A 14,196-nucleotide genomic window follows, 5' to 3' on the forward strand; every position below is an offset into this window, starting at 1 on the left:
ATAATTAATTATAATCTCAATCTACAACCCCAGTTTTGCGGAAATTTCCAACATCTTCTTGATTGGTTTCACTGCTTTTTCCGCTATTTCAGCATCTACCTTGATTTCGGGAGACTCGTCTTTTAAGCAATTATAGAGTTTTTCCAATGTGTTTAACCGCATGAAGTTACATTCATTGCAAGCGCAAGTGCTATCATTGGGCGGAGCCGGAATAAACTTAGTCTGCGGACACTTCTTTTGCATCTCGTGCAGAATACCGGATTCCGTAGCAACGATATATTCCTTTTCGGGATGAGCAACCGCATACTTCAATAAAGCTGCCGTAGAACCCACTACATCCGCCAGTTTCAAAACCGTACTCTTACATTCGGGATGAGCCAGTACTACTGCACCGGGATGATGCTGCTTTAATTCAACAATCTTTTCAACCGAGAATTGTTCGTGTACATGGCATGCGCCGTCCCATAACAACATGTCTCTACCGGTGACGGAGTTAATATAATTTCCTAAGTTTCTATCGGGACCGAATATTATTTTCTCATCTTTGGGGAAGCTTTCAACGATTTGCTTGGCGTTGGTGGACGTTACCACTACGTTTGTAACAGCCTTTACGGCAGCTGTCGTATTCACATAAGATATAACCGTGTATCCGGGATGCTCCTTGACAAACTGTGCAAATTTATCCGCCGGACAGCTGTCGGCAAGCGAACAACCTGCCGCCATATCGGGCACCAATACCTTTTTGCCGGGACAAAGTACCTTTGCCGTCTCACCCATGAAGTGAACGCCGCACATCACGATAATGTCGGCTTCCGTTTTTGCCGCCCACTGCGCCAAAGCCAGACTGTCTCCAACGTAGTCGGCTATGTCCTGTATCTCACCCTTCTGGTAGTAGTGCCCCAGAATGACCGCATTCTTCTCTTTCTTCAGCTGCTTGATAGCTTCTATCAGATTATTCATAATAATAATTTTTATTTCTCTTCTTTCTTTAAAAATCCTTTGATAGTAATGATAGGCTGTTAATAGTGTGGACAAATTAATATGATTTTTCTTGCCCATGAAGTTATTAGTATCAGATAAAATTTTATCCTAAGGTTATTAACGTAAGAAATCAAAGTTATATCTATTGATAATAAGCCCCCTACTCTCTCATAACTTCACTTCATTAACATCTTGTTGATAAACTGCAAAGTTAATAACTTTAGAGAGATTAATCAGTGAAATAGGACTTAAAAATGTGTTTATACAGCCTTTGAAAATTCAGCTTAACTTTTTTGGTTTGTTCGTTATGCCTATCTGATATGCGTTACTTTGAATAATGCAAGTATTATTTCTAAAAATCTTTCCATACACTATTGACACCTTTTCAACGGTTATTAACAGGGATGTGAACGGAAAGAAGTATCTTTGCGCAGTGTGAGTCATTACATATTACACAGATTGACATAAAGCATATGAGCATGAATAGAAAACTGAAAATAACCGAACTCAATCGTATTAGTACAGAGGAGTTTAAGGAAGCGGAGAAGTTGCCGTTGGTAGTTGTATTGGATAATATTCGCAGTTTGCATAATATAGGTTCCGTATTCCGCACTTCGGATGCTTTTCGTATCGAATGTATCTATCTGTGCGGTATAACGGCTGTTCCACCCCATCCTGAAATGCATAAAACGGCTTTGGGAGCCGAATTTACCGTTGACTGGAAATATGTTGATAACGCTGTTGAAGCTGTTGATAACCTCAGGAATGAAGGATATACGGTTTATTCCGTGGAACAGGCGGAAGGTAGTATTATGCTGAATGAGTTGACTTTGGATAGAACCGGGAAATATGCCATAGTAATGGGAAATGAGGTGAAAGGTGTTCAACAGGAAGTTATCGACCATTCTCACGGTTGTATTGAAATTCCGCAATACGGCACGAAGCATTCTTTGAATGTATCGGTTACGGCAGGTATCGTTATTTGGGATTTATTCAATAAACTGAAATAAGAATCAAGAGGGTGTCTAAAAGCATACTGTAATCAACAAATATATGCTTTGATTATTAACAGAATTATCTAATTGATTTTTATTAGTTTATACTCTTACTTGTTTACGTTGCTAACAACGTTATCAACATGATATGAACCGGATTTACAGTTGTCCGCTCTCTACCATCAGAATAACCCTTTCGGTGAGAGCATCATCTCCCGTAGGGTCATATTGTTTTTTCAGGCTGGCTCCGAACAATGCGGCAAAGGTTTGATAGAATCCGGCTTTGAAAGGTCCCATAAACGCTTTGACCAGTTCATAAGAAGTTGAATTGGTTTGCCGGTCTACCAACTTTATCAACAGCTTTCCCTGAGCAAAAGACAGTTTTTTCATGCGGGGGGTATATTGTTCTTTCAACCCTTTCTCCACAGCTTTCAAATGCTTTTGCCGTTCTTTTTCAGTAGGGATGGTTTGCAGATATTCGTAGGTTTCAATGATGGCACGGTTGATTTCTTTGGAAATGGGCAATACTTTTTTTACATCACGGATGAGTTTATAGTACTTTGCTATTTCACGCTTGTTTTTGAACTTAAGCGGTTTGAAGATATAGACGGTAGGAAGTTTTACATATGGAATCGTATCGCCGTTATAAATGCACATGGGGGTGAGGTAGATACTTTCGGACATATCGGTTTTGGGTTGTCGCTGGGCATGGCAGGTCAGGCTTCCCAATGAGAGAAACACAATGAGTATTACTATATTAAGCCGTATGTTCATGTCGCAAAAGTACACCATTCTGTGTAATGTTGTTGCATTGCTTCCGTTTTTCCTTGTTCAATTAACTAATTTAAGGTAACTTCGCTGTCCGTAAATTTGGAATATCCTATTATCAATGACAATAATCAAGGTAGGAGTTTTTATGAGTATGCTGTTAATAACTCCTATGCTTGTAGCTCAAAACGCAACTGTCTCTCTGTGGGAAGAAAATCTGGAACAGCTTTCTATGGATGAAGAAGAGAAAAATTGGGAAGATGAGTTGGAAGAACTTTCCAACCGCTTGCAAGAACCGGTTAATATCAATGTTGCCACTAAACGGCAATTGGAAGAATTTCCTTTTCTGACGGAACTTCAAATAGAAAATATTTTGGCATATGTGTATATACACGGACAGATGCAGACTATTTATGAACTGCAGATGGTGAAAACAATGGATAAGCAAACTATTGAATTGTTGTTGCCTTTTGTTTGCGTAAAAGTGGTTGAAGACGCTTCCCGTTATCCTTCTTTAAAGACGATATTGAAATACGGTAAACAGGAAGTGCTGACACGTATGGATGTTCCTTTCTATACCCGTAAAGGATATGAGAAAAACTATTTGGGACCTGCCGTTTATCATGCGTTGCGTTATGGTTTTCGTTACGGGGATTATTTGCAAGCGGGAATAGTGGGGGAGAAGGATGCGGGAGAGCCGTTCTTTGCTCTGCAGGATAAAAAAGGATATGATTACTATTCTTTTTATTGTCTGTTCAAAAATTTGGGTAGAATGAAATCGTTGGCGTTGGGTAATTATAAGTTGAGTTTCGGCCAGGGGTTGGTACTCGGTACTGATTTCGGGTTAGGAAAGACTTTTTCTATGTCTGCGTCGGAATATCGTACGGGGGGAATCCAGAAGCACGGTTCTACGGATGAATACAATTATTTTCGAGGGGCGGCGGCAACAGTGGAAATTCTTCGTTTTTTGGAGTTTTCCGCTTTCTATTCACATCGTTCTATGGATGGAGTGGTAAAAGACGGAGAAATCGCTTCTATTTATAAAACAGGGCTGCATCGTACGGAGAAAGAAGCGGATAAGATGAATGCTTTTACCCTGCAATTGACAGGCGGTAATCTGACTTATGAGAAGAATAAGTTGAAGGTGGGTATAACCGGTATTTATTACTTTTTCAATCACCCTTATGAACCGGACTTGAAGAAGTATGCAAAATATAATTTGCATGGAAACGATTTTTATAATTTAAGCGTGGATTATAAATACCGTTCGGGAAAATTGGTATGGGTAGGAGAGGGGGCGGTGGGAAAGCAAGGTTATGCTTTGCTGAACCGATTGAAATATAAACTATTAACAGGTTATCAACTATTGTTGATTCACCGTTATTATTCACATGATTATTGGTCTTTCTTCGGTCGTTCATTCGGAGAAGGCAGTATGCCTCAGAATGAGAATGGCTGGTATCTGGCTGCGGAAGCAACTCCTTTGACGCATTGGACGTTTTTCGCTTCGTTGGACTTGTTTTCTTTTCCCTGGTGGAAATATCGTATCAGTAAATCCTCAAAAGGAATGGACGGGATGTTTCAGGCGGTTTATTCTCCTCGCAGAAATTTGAGCGTATATCTTAATTATCGTTACAAACAAAAGGAGAGGGATGTGTCGGAAACAGGAGGAAAGGTTACATTACCTGTTTATCATCATAAACTCCGATGTAGGCTTATTTATATGCCGGGAGCTTTTATGCATCGTATTACAATTGATTATAATCATTTTCGGCAGCAGGACGGAAAAGGTTATAGTTTTGAGGGAAAACAAGGATGGCAATGTACACAATCTTGTGCTTATACGTTTTCCGGTTTTCCTTTGGCTGTATCTGCACAAGGTACTTATTTTTATACGGATGATTATGATTCCCGTATCTACGCTTCCGAAAAAGGGTTGCTTTATACATTTTATACTCCTTCTTATTATGGCAAAGGTTTTCGTTATTCGGCTCATGTACGCTATGATATGAACAAAACTTTTATGTTTCTCGTTAAGTTCGGGCAAACTGTTTACCGAAATCGCAAGACTATCGGTTCCGGTAACGATTTGATAGAGGGGAATAAAAAAACAGACTTGCAAATGCAGTTCCGTATTAAGTTTTGAATAATAAGTAAATACGCATAATTAGCTTATACTATCTGATATAAAATTTTCAATATTTACTTAACCGCGCTGTTTTTAGAAGTACTTATATGTTTATTTTCTATATTTGCCGCATTAATATAAATCATAGATAAGATGACTGTTATTTATCCGTCTCCCATATTCGGTCCTGTCCATTCCCGCCGTTTGGGAGTATCTTTGGGAATCAATCTGCTACCGGAAGACGGTAAGGTGTGTAGTTTCGACTGTATTTACTGTGAATGTGGATTTAACTCTGATCATCGTCCTAAAAAGCCATTGCCTACGCGTGAGGAAGTACGTATTGCATTGGAAGCCCGGTTGCAGGATATGCAAAAGAACGGACCTGTTCCCGATGTACTGACCTTTGCCGGGAACGGAGAACCGACCGCACATCCGCATTTTCCTGAAATTATAGAGGATACGCTTGCTCTGCGTGATAAATATTTTCCGAAAGCGAAGGTGAGCGTACTTACCAATTCTACTTTTATTCATCGTCCCGCTGTGTTCGAGGCTTTGAACAGGATAAATAATAATATTCTGAAATTAGATACGGTGGATGAAGCTTATATCCATGAGCTTGACCGCCCGGCGGGACACTATTCCGTGCGTGAAATAATCGAGGGGATAAAAGCTTTTAAAGGTAATTGCATTATTCAAACCATGTTCCTGAAAGGCGGTTTTCAGGACAAGGACATGGATAATACGTCTGATAAGTATGTTTTACCCTGGTTAGAGGCCGTAAAAGAGATTTCTCCCCGCCAGGTAATGATTTATACTATTGACAGGGAAACTCCCGACCATGACCTGCAAAAAGCTACACACGAGGAATTGGACCGTATTGCGGCATTAGTGAAAGAGGCGGGAATAGCGGTAAGCGTTTCTTATTGATAAAACTTATCGGATTTATGCCTTATAAAAAACAGTTAAGGGGGATATCCTTCGCAGACGTCCCCCTTATGAATTTTGTAGAGTAATTTTATGAAAAAAAAATGAAAATTTGAGTTTTAGTTTTCGTCCTCGTCAATCTTTGCTTCCGCAATGATTTCTTCGGGAACTTTATCGCAACGAATGTATTTGTTCACATCATTTTCGTCATCTTTGGCTGTCCAAATCATTGAACCGCTTTCCAATAAGTCGGTTACGATATATTTATTGTTCCAGTCACCATTACCGAAATCATAGTCACCGCTGATGATAGAGCCCAGATAAGGGTCTACTTCGATGCTGAAATTTCCGGTGATGTAACGGGCATACATACTGTCGAACTTCTGATACATCTCAAAAGTTTGTTCTTTACGGTTGAAAGTTATATAGCAGTATGTACCTTCTGCCAAAGGGGCTCCGTTCCATTCGGAGAGTTCCCACGTACCGTTCAGGTTGGCAGGGGTAACTTCCAAAGTCGGGATTACCGGTTCGTCGTCATCACAGGATGTAAGACAGAACAGGAAGGCGAATAAAGCCATCAGTTTGAAAATATTCTTCATATCGAATTTCTTATTTTTATCGTTACTTAATACAGTTTACTTTTATATTCAATGTCCGGTCTGACGGGCGCGCATCTATTCCTTCAAGGATAATCGGAAAGGTAAACGATTTACCTTTTTCTGCAGGAATCAGTGATGCGTTGATTGTTACTACAATATCGGCTTCACCGCCCGGCTGAATAACTTCCGGTTCCGTACGGAAAGTCGCGAATTTAGGGATGATGAGAGCTGACAGGCGTAGCGGCTTGTCTCCGCTGTTTCCACATAAAATCCGTTCCGAGGACTGACTGCCGCCACCCACTTCACTAAATTTCATTTGGTTTTGTTTCAATCTCAGTTTTCCCATCGCATACGGATAACGTGCCCACTCGTCTGCTCCGGGAACGACATTTCCTACCAGCGTCAGGCGTGCCACCGGAGTTTTATCCGAGGAAGACAGATAAACGAAAGCATTCGTATCTATCGTTCCGGGGTGATTTTTTGGGTGATAAGTCAGAGAGATTGTCCGTGTCTCACCCGGTAATATATCTCCGGTACGTACATCCGCTACTGCACATCCGCAAGTGGTTCTTACACGTGTAATGGTAAGTGTTTTTTTACTTATGTTCTTGCATGTAAAACGGTACGTTTGCGGAGCGTCGTCCTCAGTCAGAGTTCCAATATTCAATACAGTTTTATCGAAACGCAGGATTTGTTCCGCCTGCTTCATTAAAGGCGGGTTTATCAGCAAATCGATTTTTTCCTGTGAACGGAAAGGGAAATCCTGGGCTGTCAAAGCCCAGGATTGTCCGACTCCCGCACAGAATATCAGTAACTGTATCCAAGTAATTGGTTTCATTGGTAATCTAAATTACATCCATCCGTTATCATTAGCATTCTTACGAACAGTAACGGCAATAGTCTGTTCGCTTCCGTTGCTTACTTTCACTGCGATATGGGCAGTACCGGTCTTTACTCCGGATACTTCCATGAATGTACCGTTAACGGCTACTGTTGCAATGGCTGCATCACTCGATGTACAAGTATACGTCAGGTTTTCACCGTTTACAAAATAGTAGGCAAGGTTGATAGTGGATTTATTGCCTTCGGCTACATAAACATTAGGTACTTTCATGTCCGAACCGCTTCCTTCGATATTGTTCAGCAGTAAGGCGGCATCTGTCAAACCTGTACCCATTTTACCTATATAGCTCAGCAAATTCATTTCATCGATAGAACCGCCTGACGGAGAAAGATGATTGCGGTAATATTTCTTTGTTTTTACATTCTGATACCAGCCGTCCACATCTTTTACGGATCCCTTCATCAGTTCTATAAACTCAGGTGCTTTGAAATGACGACGTTGCTTTACGGCGTACGACAGGCCTAATGCGGCTACGCCTGATATGTGAGGACAAGCCATGGAAGTACCGTCCATATAGCCGTAAGTGGCATTACCGTTCTTTATCCAGGTAGAAAGGATAGAACCGGATTTTGTCCTATTGATTTCTGTCCATTCTTCGGGATCGTCCATCGCAGGTGTATTGTGATATTCAGTGTCACCGCCGGGGGCACAGATATCTACGTTCTCACCATAATTGGTATAAGAAGCCGGAGTGAAATCAGCAGCTACGGCAGCTACAGTAACGCATTTGGTATATCCACCCGGATAACCCGGTATACCCGCATATTCATTACCTGAGGCAAAAACAGCGATACCACCGTCAATTACTCCGTTAGGAGAGCCGGCATTGTTGAGGAAGTAATCTATTGCGTCTTTTTCCAATGGATAGGTTTCTTCCCATTCTTTCTGAGTGGCCGGACCGGGTGTATAACCGTCTACCAGATTGGCATCGCCGGAGTTGTAACCCCAACTGCATTGCAAGATAACTGCACCATTGTCGGCAGCATATTTTATGGCTTTGGCTTCACCGTCCAATGTTACGCCACCTTCACCGTCGAATACCTGGCAAGACATGAGCTTGACACCGGAGTTCGGTGTACCGTCTCCACCGGCTATTCCGGAAACACCTTCGCCATTGTTATTGACAGCGGCGATTATACCGGCTACGTGAGTTCCGTGACCGGTATCGTTGGCATCAGTCCAAGATATCAGCCCGCTGTTTTTCACGAAGTTATAACCGTATCTGTCGTCTTTATATCCGTTTCCGTCAGCATCTTTTCCGGCACGAAGCTGTTCTTTCTCATTAACCCACATGTTGGCAGCAAGGTCGGGATGTGTATACATTACGCCTTCGTCCAATACGGCAACGATAATGGAAGGATCACCTGTACATTTTTTCCATGCTTCCAGACAGTTAACGTCACATCCTGTTACCGATTTGGCATTTGAATTACCAAAATCAATGTCTCCTACGTTATTGAGATTCCATTGGGTTACAAATCCCGGGTCATTGGGCGCTGTACTAAGTGTACGTGTAGCTGCTGTTTTTTGCAGTACAGCTTCACTGGTATAAGTACGGTAATTACCGGAGTAAGCGCGTCTGATACGGCTGTTACCCTGTACTTTAGAAATTTCTCCCAATTTGGAAAGACGGTTGGCTGCTTCCTGTAAATCCGTATTTTCATCGAATTTCACCAAATACCACAGGTGTAATCCTGCGGCACGGGTACGTTCTTCGTTTTGTTGGTCTACAGGGAAGATGCGCTCAAAGTGGTATCCACCCAGAATTTCCAGAACTTCGTCGGTAGATGGGATTCCTGAGCGGGTCATTGCTCCGCCGCTTCTTGTGGCACGTGTCATTGTTTGGTCGAGGATGTCGGTCATTTCAGGTTTGAACTTAATCAGCAACTCACCTGAAGTGACATCCGCCGGAAGTTGAACTTCCGTCCCCCCGGTCGGGGTGGACGGTTGTTCAATGATTTCCTGATCCGAACAAGATGCCAGTGTCAAAGCAAACAGTGCTACGTATAAGAATTTTTTCTTCATTGTTTCTTTTTAAAAATTGTTCTTGTTAATGATATACTCATTTCGGAGCTTTTAGTTGGCTACATATCTCTTATAGTATAATGGATATGCTACACCTTCTTCGTCCTTTTCACCTGTAGTACCGTAATAATATTTATAATTAAATTTTACGTTATCTATATTATTGAATCCTACAGGTTGAGATTTTGAGTCTTTTGCTTCATCTTCTTGAGCGAAAATGAAAGTTTCCGGACTCCATTCTACAAAGTAAGGATGGAATAATATCCATTTTGGTAATGCTCCTGTCAGATAATTTAAATTGAAAGAGAATGCACGAGCGTTTGGAAGTACACGTGGAACATCTTGTCCTGTTACATTTTCAAAGACCACTGTTTCACCATTACTATAAGTTACTTCCTTAATTTCTGTACTTGGTTTTAACCAACCACAGGTATCTGCAGATATTTTAGTAAGGTAGATTGAAGGCTCAGCTTTAAGTTGATCTTCTGTGAAGAAATCTTCATCTTGGTAATGTTGAATGGTTAAAGCATTGCTCACTTCATCATCATCAGGTAACTCTCCCTCAATATAATTATAAGAAAGTGACAGTTCTCTCAGGCTATCCCAAGTCAATAACTTCATAAATGCATTCTTGTCTGCTATATTATTGAGGTTAATATGTAAACCGACTTTCTTACCATTGTATTCATTAGTTCCGCTGATTTGGCTCAATTCTTTTATTATATCTACACGGCGACATCCGGTTAAGCTTAATGCAGTTAATTTAGGGAAGTTTTCTTGATTTACTATATCGGTAACATCCGATAATTTATTGAAACCATTACTTGCCAAATTCAACGCCTCTAAACCTGCATAACTTTCGTCAACTTTACCACCTAATTTGATGAAGTCTTCAGGTAATCCATTCAGACCTAAAGCATATACAGATAGTTCTTTCAGATGTTTTAATCCACAGATTTCTTCACCTAAAGAAATGTTACGGATTTGCCAGTTTGCATTACTTTGAATAGAGAATGATTCCAGATACTTCAGATAACGAACTTCTTTAGGTAATGTTTCACCGTCCTTTAGGTCGATTAACATGAACTGTACAGAACGTACACGGCCGATGGCGTTCTTATCTCCGTTAGGAAGTTCATCGGTAGCCTCCCAAAGTTTTACGTAGCTCCAGTTCAGCATGCTTTCACTGGTATCGAATCCTACCATACTCTGAACTTTTTCATTGATGGCAAGGATAGCGATTGAGTCACCTGCGCGGTCATCTGTAATTCTCAAAGCAGGTTTCTGATTTACGGTTAAGATAACTTCACCGGTAGGATTACCTTCGTTGTCTACCAACTGTTCATCAGCATCTTGAGGAACTAAACGGATTTTTGCAACGCGTGTGTAAGGAGCAATATTCGTTTTCCATTTGAAGCGTACTTTAACGGTACGTGGACGATATCCTCTGTCTAAATCAATCTTTAAATCAGATTCTTTAGGTAGGGTAATCCAATCTTTTCTATCGGATTCCATTTCCTCTTTCTCTTCATCTGTCATTGATTCGGCAAAAGAATACTCTATGTCACTTTCTATTTTGAAAGCGACGTTGGCAGAAATCGTTACATCAAAATAACGGTCGTCATATCTGGCGGAGTTTTCTATTTCTATTGTAGGTTCTTTCAACAAGATTTGTTTGCCATAACCAAATTGAGTTACTTTAATCAATTTAGGCTCTTGCCCCTCTACAGAGAAACGTATCTGTGCTTCGCGGGATACTTCCAATAAGGTAGAGTCAATAGCCAGGCTACAGTCTGCCGAACCCAAACCATTAGCAGGAGATATAGATATCCAGGGCTGGGATGAGCTTGCTACCCAGCTGTTATTAGACGAAACAGCAATCTTTTCTGTTCCTCCTTCGGCAGCGATTGTAATTTCCTCTCTGTCTACCGCAATGCCACCGGAAATTCCTGTTTCATCATCATCTTTACACGAAGTCATAAACCCCGTGCAAAGAATCAGTCCTAATGTTATTTTACTTAAATATTTCATTAATCGAATCTTTCTTATTGTTTATCGTTTAATATCCAAAGCGTCACAACCGCGAATGTCCTGTGTTTTGTCATAAATCAGCATATACATGCCTGCTTCAATGTAAGGACATATACTGGTGAGGTCGATAGAGATATTCGGATTGTCTTTGATATCCAAAATCCAAAGTTTAGGTGTCATTTCCTCATTTACTTTACGGATATCGTTTGAACCGATTTGTAATTGAAGAAGGCTCGGACATTTTGTGATTCCGGTCGGCCAGTCACGCAAGCAGCGTTCGCCGGCGGCATTACGCTGATGGCGAATACCGAAAGCTTGTAATACACTGCTGTTCAATGGTTGGGTCGGAAACTCTGAGAAACGGTTGAAACTTACGTCCATATTGGTTAAGTAGGGCAGTGTTGTAGCGCGGAAGTCATCGGACAATTCTGTCAACTTATTGAAGCGCAGGTCGATAGTGCCTAACAGATACGTGTTCTTAAACTCTTTGCCATTCCCTTCTTTGCTTGTCAATGAATATTGGGGAATTTTCTCCATCAGATTATTGTTCAGCGTAATCGTAGTGATTGGTGAGTTTGCTTTGAACAACTCTGTAGGGAACTTGCTTATTTTATTGAACGACAATGTTACAGTAGAGGCGTTGATTCCTGTATAAGAATCGGGGTCTTTAATGTTCTTTCCATCGTTAATACCAATGTTATTGTAAGAGAAATCAACTGATCCCATTACATATACTGAATTGGCATTAAAGATGTTGGGAATATATTCCAATTCATTATGCGCAAAACTCAAAGTTTCTACTTGGTCGGTGAATCCGCAGAATTTTTCCGGAATTTCTTTGATTTTATTGTAGTTCAGATTCAACTGCGTCAATTTAATATCCGATCCGAAAGGATGTAGTGTTGTAATCTTATTAGACATACAATCCAACAATCCTAACTTTTCCATATTCTTTAAATATTCATTTTCCGGAAATACTTCCAGATTATTATAACTCATATAAAGAATCTGGATTTTCTTTGCAGATTCACTTTGGGTGGGATCGGCTAATCTTTCCCAATCCTCAGTTAATTGTGTCCCCTCAATACCTTTGGAACAAGCAATATTAAGTACTTGCATTTCTGGAATCTTATACAAGAATTCCGGTAATGTAGTTAGTTTAGAACAGTTATACAATTCGATATCTGTCAACTCTGTCATGTTCTTCCAACTCCAATTTGCAGCTTCGTCTTTATACAGTTTGGCGTATTCCGAATTTTCATCTGCCCAGTCTGTACAGATGTTTTCAGCAAGGAACGGAGAGTTACCCATATAGAATTGCTGCAATTTGGTAAGGCGCATTACAGCTTTTGATATATGTGTAATCTGATTGGTATAGTTCCCTATCTGCGTATCTTTCAAATGGATGCGGTTGTCTTTTTTGACAGCTTTCATTTTCGGATTACGGTTGACTGAACTTTGTAACAGTTCGGACATTTCGATACGCGGGTCATAATCCAGAAACATCTCTTTGTAGTTCATACGTACTTTCTGCTTCTGTGACTCTTGCATATTTTCGTTGGTAAACAGTCTGCCACCTGCAGTTTCGCTATGCGAACCAAGGGCAAGAACTCTCAACTCGGTTAATTGTCCGATAGCATCAGGTACTTTACCTTTTGCACCAAAACCTTCAATACTAAGTCCTGTTACACGGCCTTCGTCATCCAGTGATACGCCCGGTTGGTCACCCCACATATCCAGTTCTTTGTTGAAGTTCCAATTAGTACCTTCAGGACTGCCGATACCATGATATCCCCAGTTCTTACCATCCAAATTTTCCCAAATTTCTTTCAGAGCTAAATAGTCTTTAATATATTCAGCTGTTTCAGAAAGTTTAATAGGAACAATAGCTCCCTCAGTGAATTCATTATCTATAATAGTAAACTCATCACCTTTAATATTAGTAGCTGCTCCAAGAGTGGAAACTATAGCACCTTTTTTGGAATAAGTAATGTATTCGGTAACTTGGTAAGTACCTACCGGTAACCATACCGCAGAGTCACATTTTGCCGTACCGATGTCCATATACTTATCATCGGCATTGTCGGGATTTTGGTGTTCTATGGATTCTTCTTTATACTTTACTTTTAATCCTTTGATGGTAGTAGGGACACGTGTAAAAGTATTGGTTACGGTTACATCTATGATAGCAATGTTGCTAAATAGATATTCTTTTTCGTCATCTAAGCTGGCACGTGTGGTAAGCCCGTCTTTAATAAGTTTAAAAGTAACGCTTCCACGAGCTTGTACATCTGCTGTCAAATCTTTTATGGTAAGTCCTTGTGAGATAACAGAGAATGTTTCGTTATCACTGGCAGATATACTTATAACAACTTTATCCAGTTTATCCAGTAGTTTGTAGCCAATGATTTTATAGTCACCTACTAATAACTGTAATTTGTCACTTCGCATGCCATATTCAGCATTGCTTTCATTATAGGCATTCAATACTAAAGTTTGAGTAATACTCTTACCGTTGTATTGCATCTCTATTTCAACTTTTTGTACATCACCCAACTTACTCAGAGTTGTTGCACGGGTTGTCGTACTCGATTGGTTTTCCTCCTCTTGTACATAGGATGCTGACTTGTAAATCTTGAATTGTACGTAGCCATACTGACTGCCTTGCAATTCGTCTTTATCATCAGAACATCCACTCATCACCATGCCAAATAGCATGGTGAAGAGCGGTACAAGAAATAGTTTCCAATTTATAGTTCTTTTTGAATTCATGTATATTCTTTGTATTTTTCTATTAAAATACGTTTTTAATTTAGATACTTTTTTAAAAAGAAGTCTTTT

Annotated in this window: 10 protein-coding genes; 3 read left to right on the forward strand and 7 right to left on the reverse strand. The window is 40.3% G+C overall.

Annotated features, from left to right (window positions below):
* Positions 1 to 21: 21 nt before the first annotated feature.
* Positions 22 to 960 carry a quinolinate synthase NadA gene (nadA, locus tag I2F54_RS00330; RefSeq protein ID WP_195500275.1) on the reverse strand — a complete coding sequence of 313 codons (939 nt, stop codon included), beginning with the start codon at positions 958 to 960 and terminating at the stop codon, positions 22 to 24.
* Positions 961 to 1,460: 500 nt separating this feature from the next.
* On the opposite strand from nadA, the gene I2F54_RS00335 reads away from it, so the two are divergent.
* Positions 1,461 to 1,991: an RNA methyltransferase gene (locus tag I2F54_RS00335; protein WP_087425502.1), complete on the forward strand. Its 531-nt coding sequence runs from the start codon at positions 1,461 to 1,463 to the stop codon at positions 1,989 to 1,991.
* Between the two features lie 144 nt (positions 1,992 to 2,135).
* Here the strand turns inward: I2F54_RS00335 and I2F54_RS00340 are convergent, their stop codons facing one another.
* Positions 2,136 to 2,768: a DUF4294 domain-containing protein gene (locus I2F54_RS00340; protein ID WP_195500276.1), complete on the reverse strand. Its 633-nt coding sequence runs from the start codon at positions 2,766 to 2,768 to the stop codon at positions 2,136 to 2,138.
* Between the two features lie 97 nt (positions 2,769 to 2,865).
* Here I2F54_RS00340 and I2F54_RS00345 point away from each other — a divergent pair, with 97 nt between their 5' ends.
* Together I2F54_RS00345 and I2F54_RS00350 are read left to right on the forward strand one after the other, a co-directional pair.
* Positions 2,866 to 4,890 carry a helix-hairpin-helix domain-containing protein gene (locus tag I2F54_RS00345; protein ID WP_195500277.1) on the forward strand — a complete coding sequence of 675 codons (2,025 nt, stop codon included), beginning with the start codon at positions 2,866 to 2,868 and terminating at the stop codon, positions 4,888 to 4,890.
* Positions 4,891 to 5,025: 135 nt separating this feature from the next.
* Entirely contained in the window at positions 5,026 to 5,799 is a 774-nt protein-coding gene (locus tag I2F54_RS00350) for a radical SAM protein (RefSeq protein WP_195500278.1), read from the forward strand.
* A gap of 116 nt (positions 5,800 to 5,915) precedes the next feature.
* On the opposite strand, the gene I2F54_RS00355 is transcribed toward I2F54_RS00350, so the two are convergent.
* From I2F54_RS00355 to I2F54_RS00375, 5 genes are read right to left on the reverse strand one after another with little or no spacing between them, the layout of a single operon-like run.
* Positions 5,916 to 6,395, reverse strand: a complete 480-nt coding sequence (locus tag I2F54_RS00355) for a lipocalin family protein (RefSeq protein WP_009121983.1) — start codon at positions 6,393 to 6,395, stop codon at positions 5,916 to 5,918.
* A 22-nt stretch (positions 6,396 to 6,417) separates the two neighbouring features.
* Positions 6,418 to 7,233 (reverse strand): DUF1573 domain-containing protein, encoded by an 816-nt coding sequence (locus I2F54_RS00360; RefSeq protein WP_195500279.1) that lies wholly within the window; start codon positions 7,231 to 7,233, stop codon positions 6,418 to 6,420.
* A 12-nt stretch (positions 7,234 to 7,245) separates the two neighbouring features.
* Positions 7,246 to 9,324, reverse strand: coding sequence for a S8 family serine peptidase (locus I2F54_RS00365; RefSeq protein ID WP_195500280.1), 2,079 nt, complete (start codon positions 9,322 to 9,324; stop codon positions 7,246 to 7,248).
* Positions 9,325 to 9,375: 51 nt separating this feature from the next.
* Positions 9,376 to 11,355: a BACON domain-containing protein gene (locus I2F54_RS00370; protein ID WP_195500281.1), complete on the reverse strand. Its 1,980-nt coding sequence runs from the start codon at positions 11,353 to 11,355 to the stop codon at positions 9,376 to 9,378.
* A 21-nt stretch (positions 11,356 to 11,376) separates the two neighbouring features.
* On the reverse strand, positions 11,377 to 14,127 hold the full coding sequence (locus tag I2F54_RS00375; RefSeq protein WP_195500282.1) for a DUF4458 domain-containing protein: 2,751 nt from the start codon (positions 14,125 to 14,127) through the stop codon (positions 11,377 to 11,379).
* Positions 14,128 to 14,196: the final 69 nt, after the last annotated feature.

Origin of the sequence: Bacteroides clarus (genome assembly GCF_015555825.1) — a bacterium.
In the GTDB taxonomy this organism is placed as follows: Bacteria; Bacteroidota; Bacteroidia; order Bacteroidales; family Bacteroidaceae; genus Bacteroides; species Bacteroides clarus.

What these genes read in the sequence shown, in the direction of transcription:
- I2F54_RS00360 (WP_195500279.1), bottom strand. Translation starts at nt 7,233, where the DNA reads ATGAAACCAATTACTTGGATACAGTTACTGATATTCTGTGCGGGAGTC.
- I2F54_RS00365 (WP_195500280.1), bottom strand. Translation starts at nt 9,324, where the DNA reads ATGAAGAAAAAATTCTTATACGTAGCACTGTTTGCTTTGACACTGGCA.
- I2F54_RS00340 (WP_195500276.1), bottom strand. Translation starts at nt 2,768, where the DNA reads ATGGTGTACTTTTGCGACATGAACATACGGCTTAATATAGTAATACTC.
- I2F54_RS00350 (WP_195500278.1), top strand. Translation starts at nt 5,026, where the DNA reads ATGACTGTTATTTATCCGTCTCCCATATTCGGTCCTGTCCATTCCCGC.
- I2F54_RS00355 (WP_009121983.1), bottom strand. Translation starts at nt 6,395, where the DNA reads ATGAAGAATATTTTCAAACTGATGGCTTTATTCGCCTTCCTGTTCTGT.
- I2F54_RS00370 (WP_195500281.1), bottom strand. Translation starts at nt 11,355, where the DNA reads ATGAAATATTTAAGTAAAATAACATTAGGACTGATTCTTTGCACGGGG.
- I2F54_RS00375 (WP_195500282.1), bottom strand. Translation starts at nt 14,127, where the DNA reads ATGAATTCAAAAAGAACTATAAATTGGAAACTATTTCTTGTACCGCTC.
- I2F54_RS00345 (WP_195500277.1), top strand. Translation starts at nt 2,866, where the DNA reads ATGACAATAATCAAGGTAGGAGTTTTTATGAGTATGCTGTTAATAACT.
- nadA (WP_195500275.1), bottom strand. Translation starts at nt 960, where the DNA reads ATGAATAATCTGATAGAAGCTATCAAGCAGCTGAAGAAAGAGAAGAAT.
- I2F54_RS00335 (WP_087425502.1), top strand. Translation starts at nt 1,461, where the DNA reads ATGAATAGAAAACTGAAAATAACCGAACTCAATCGTATTAGTACAGAG.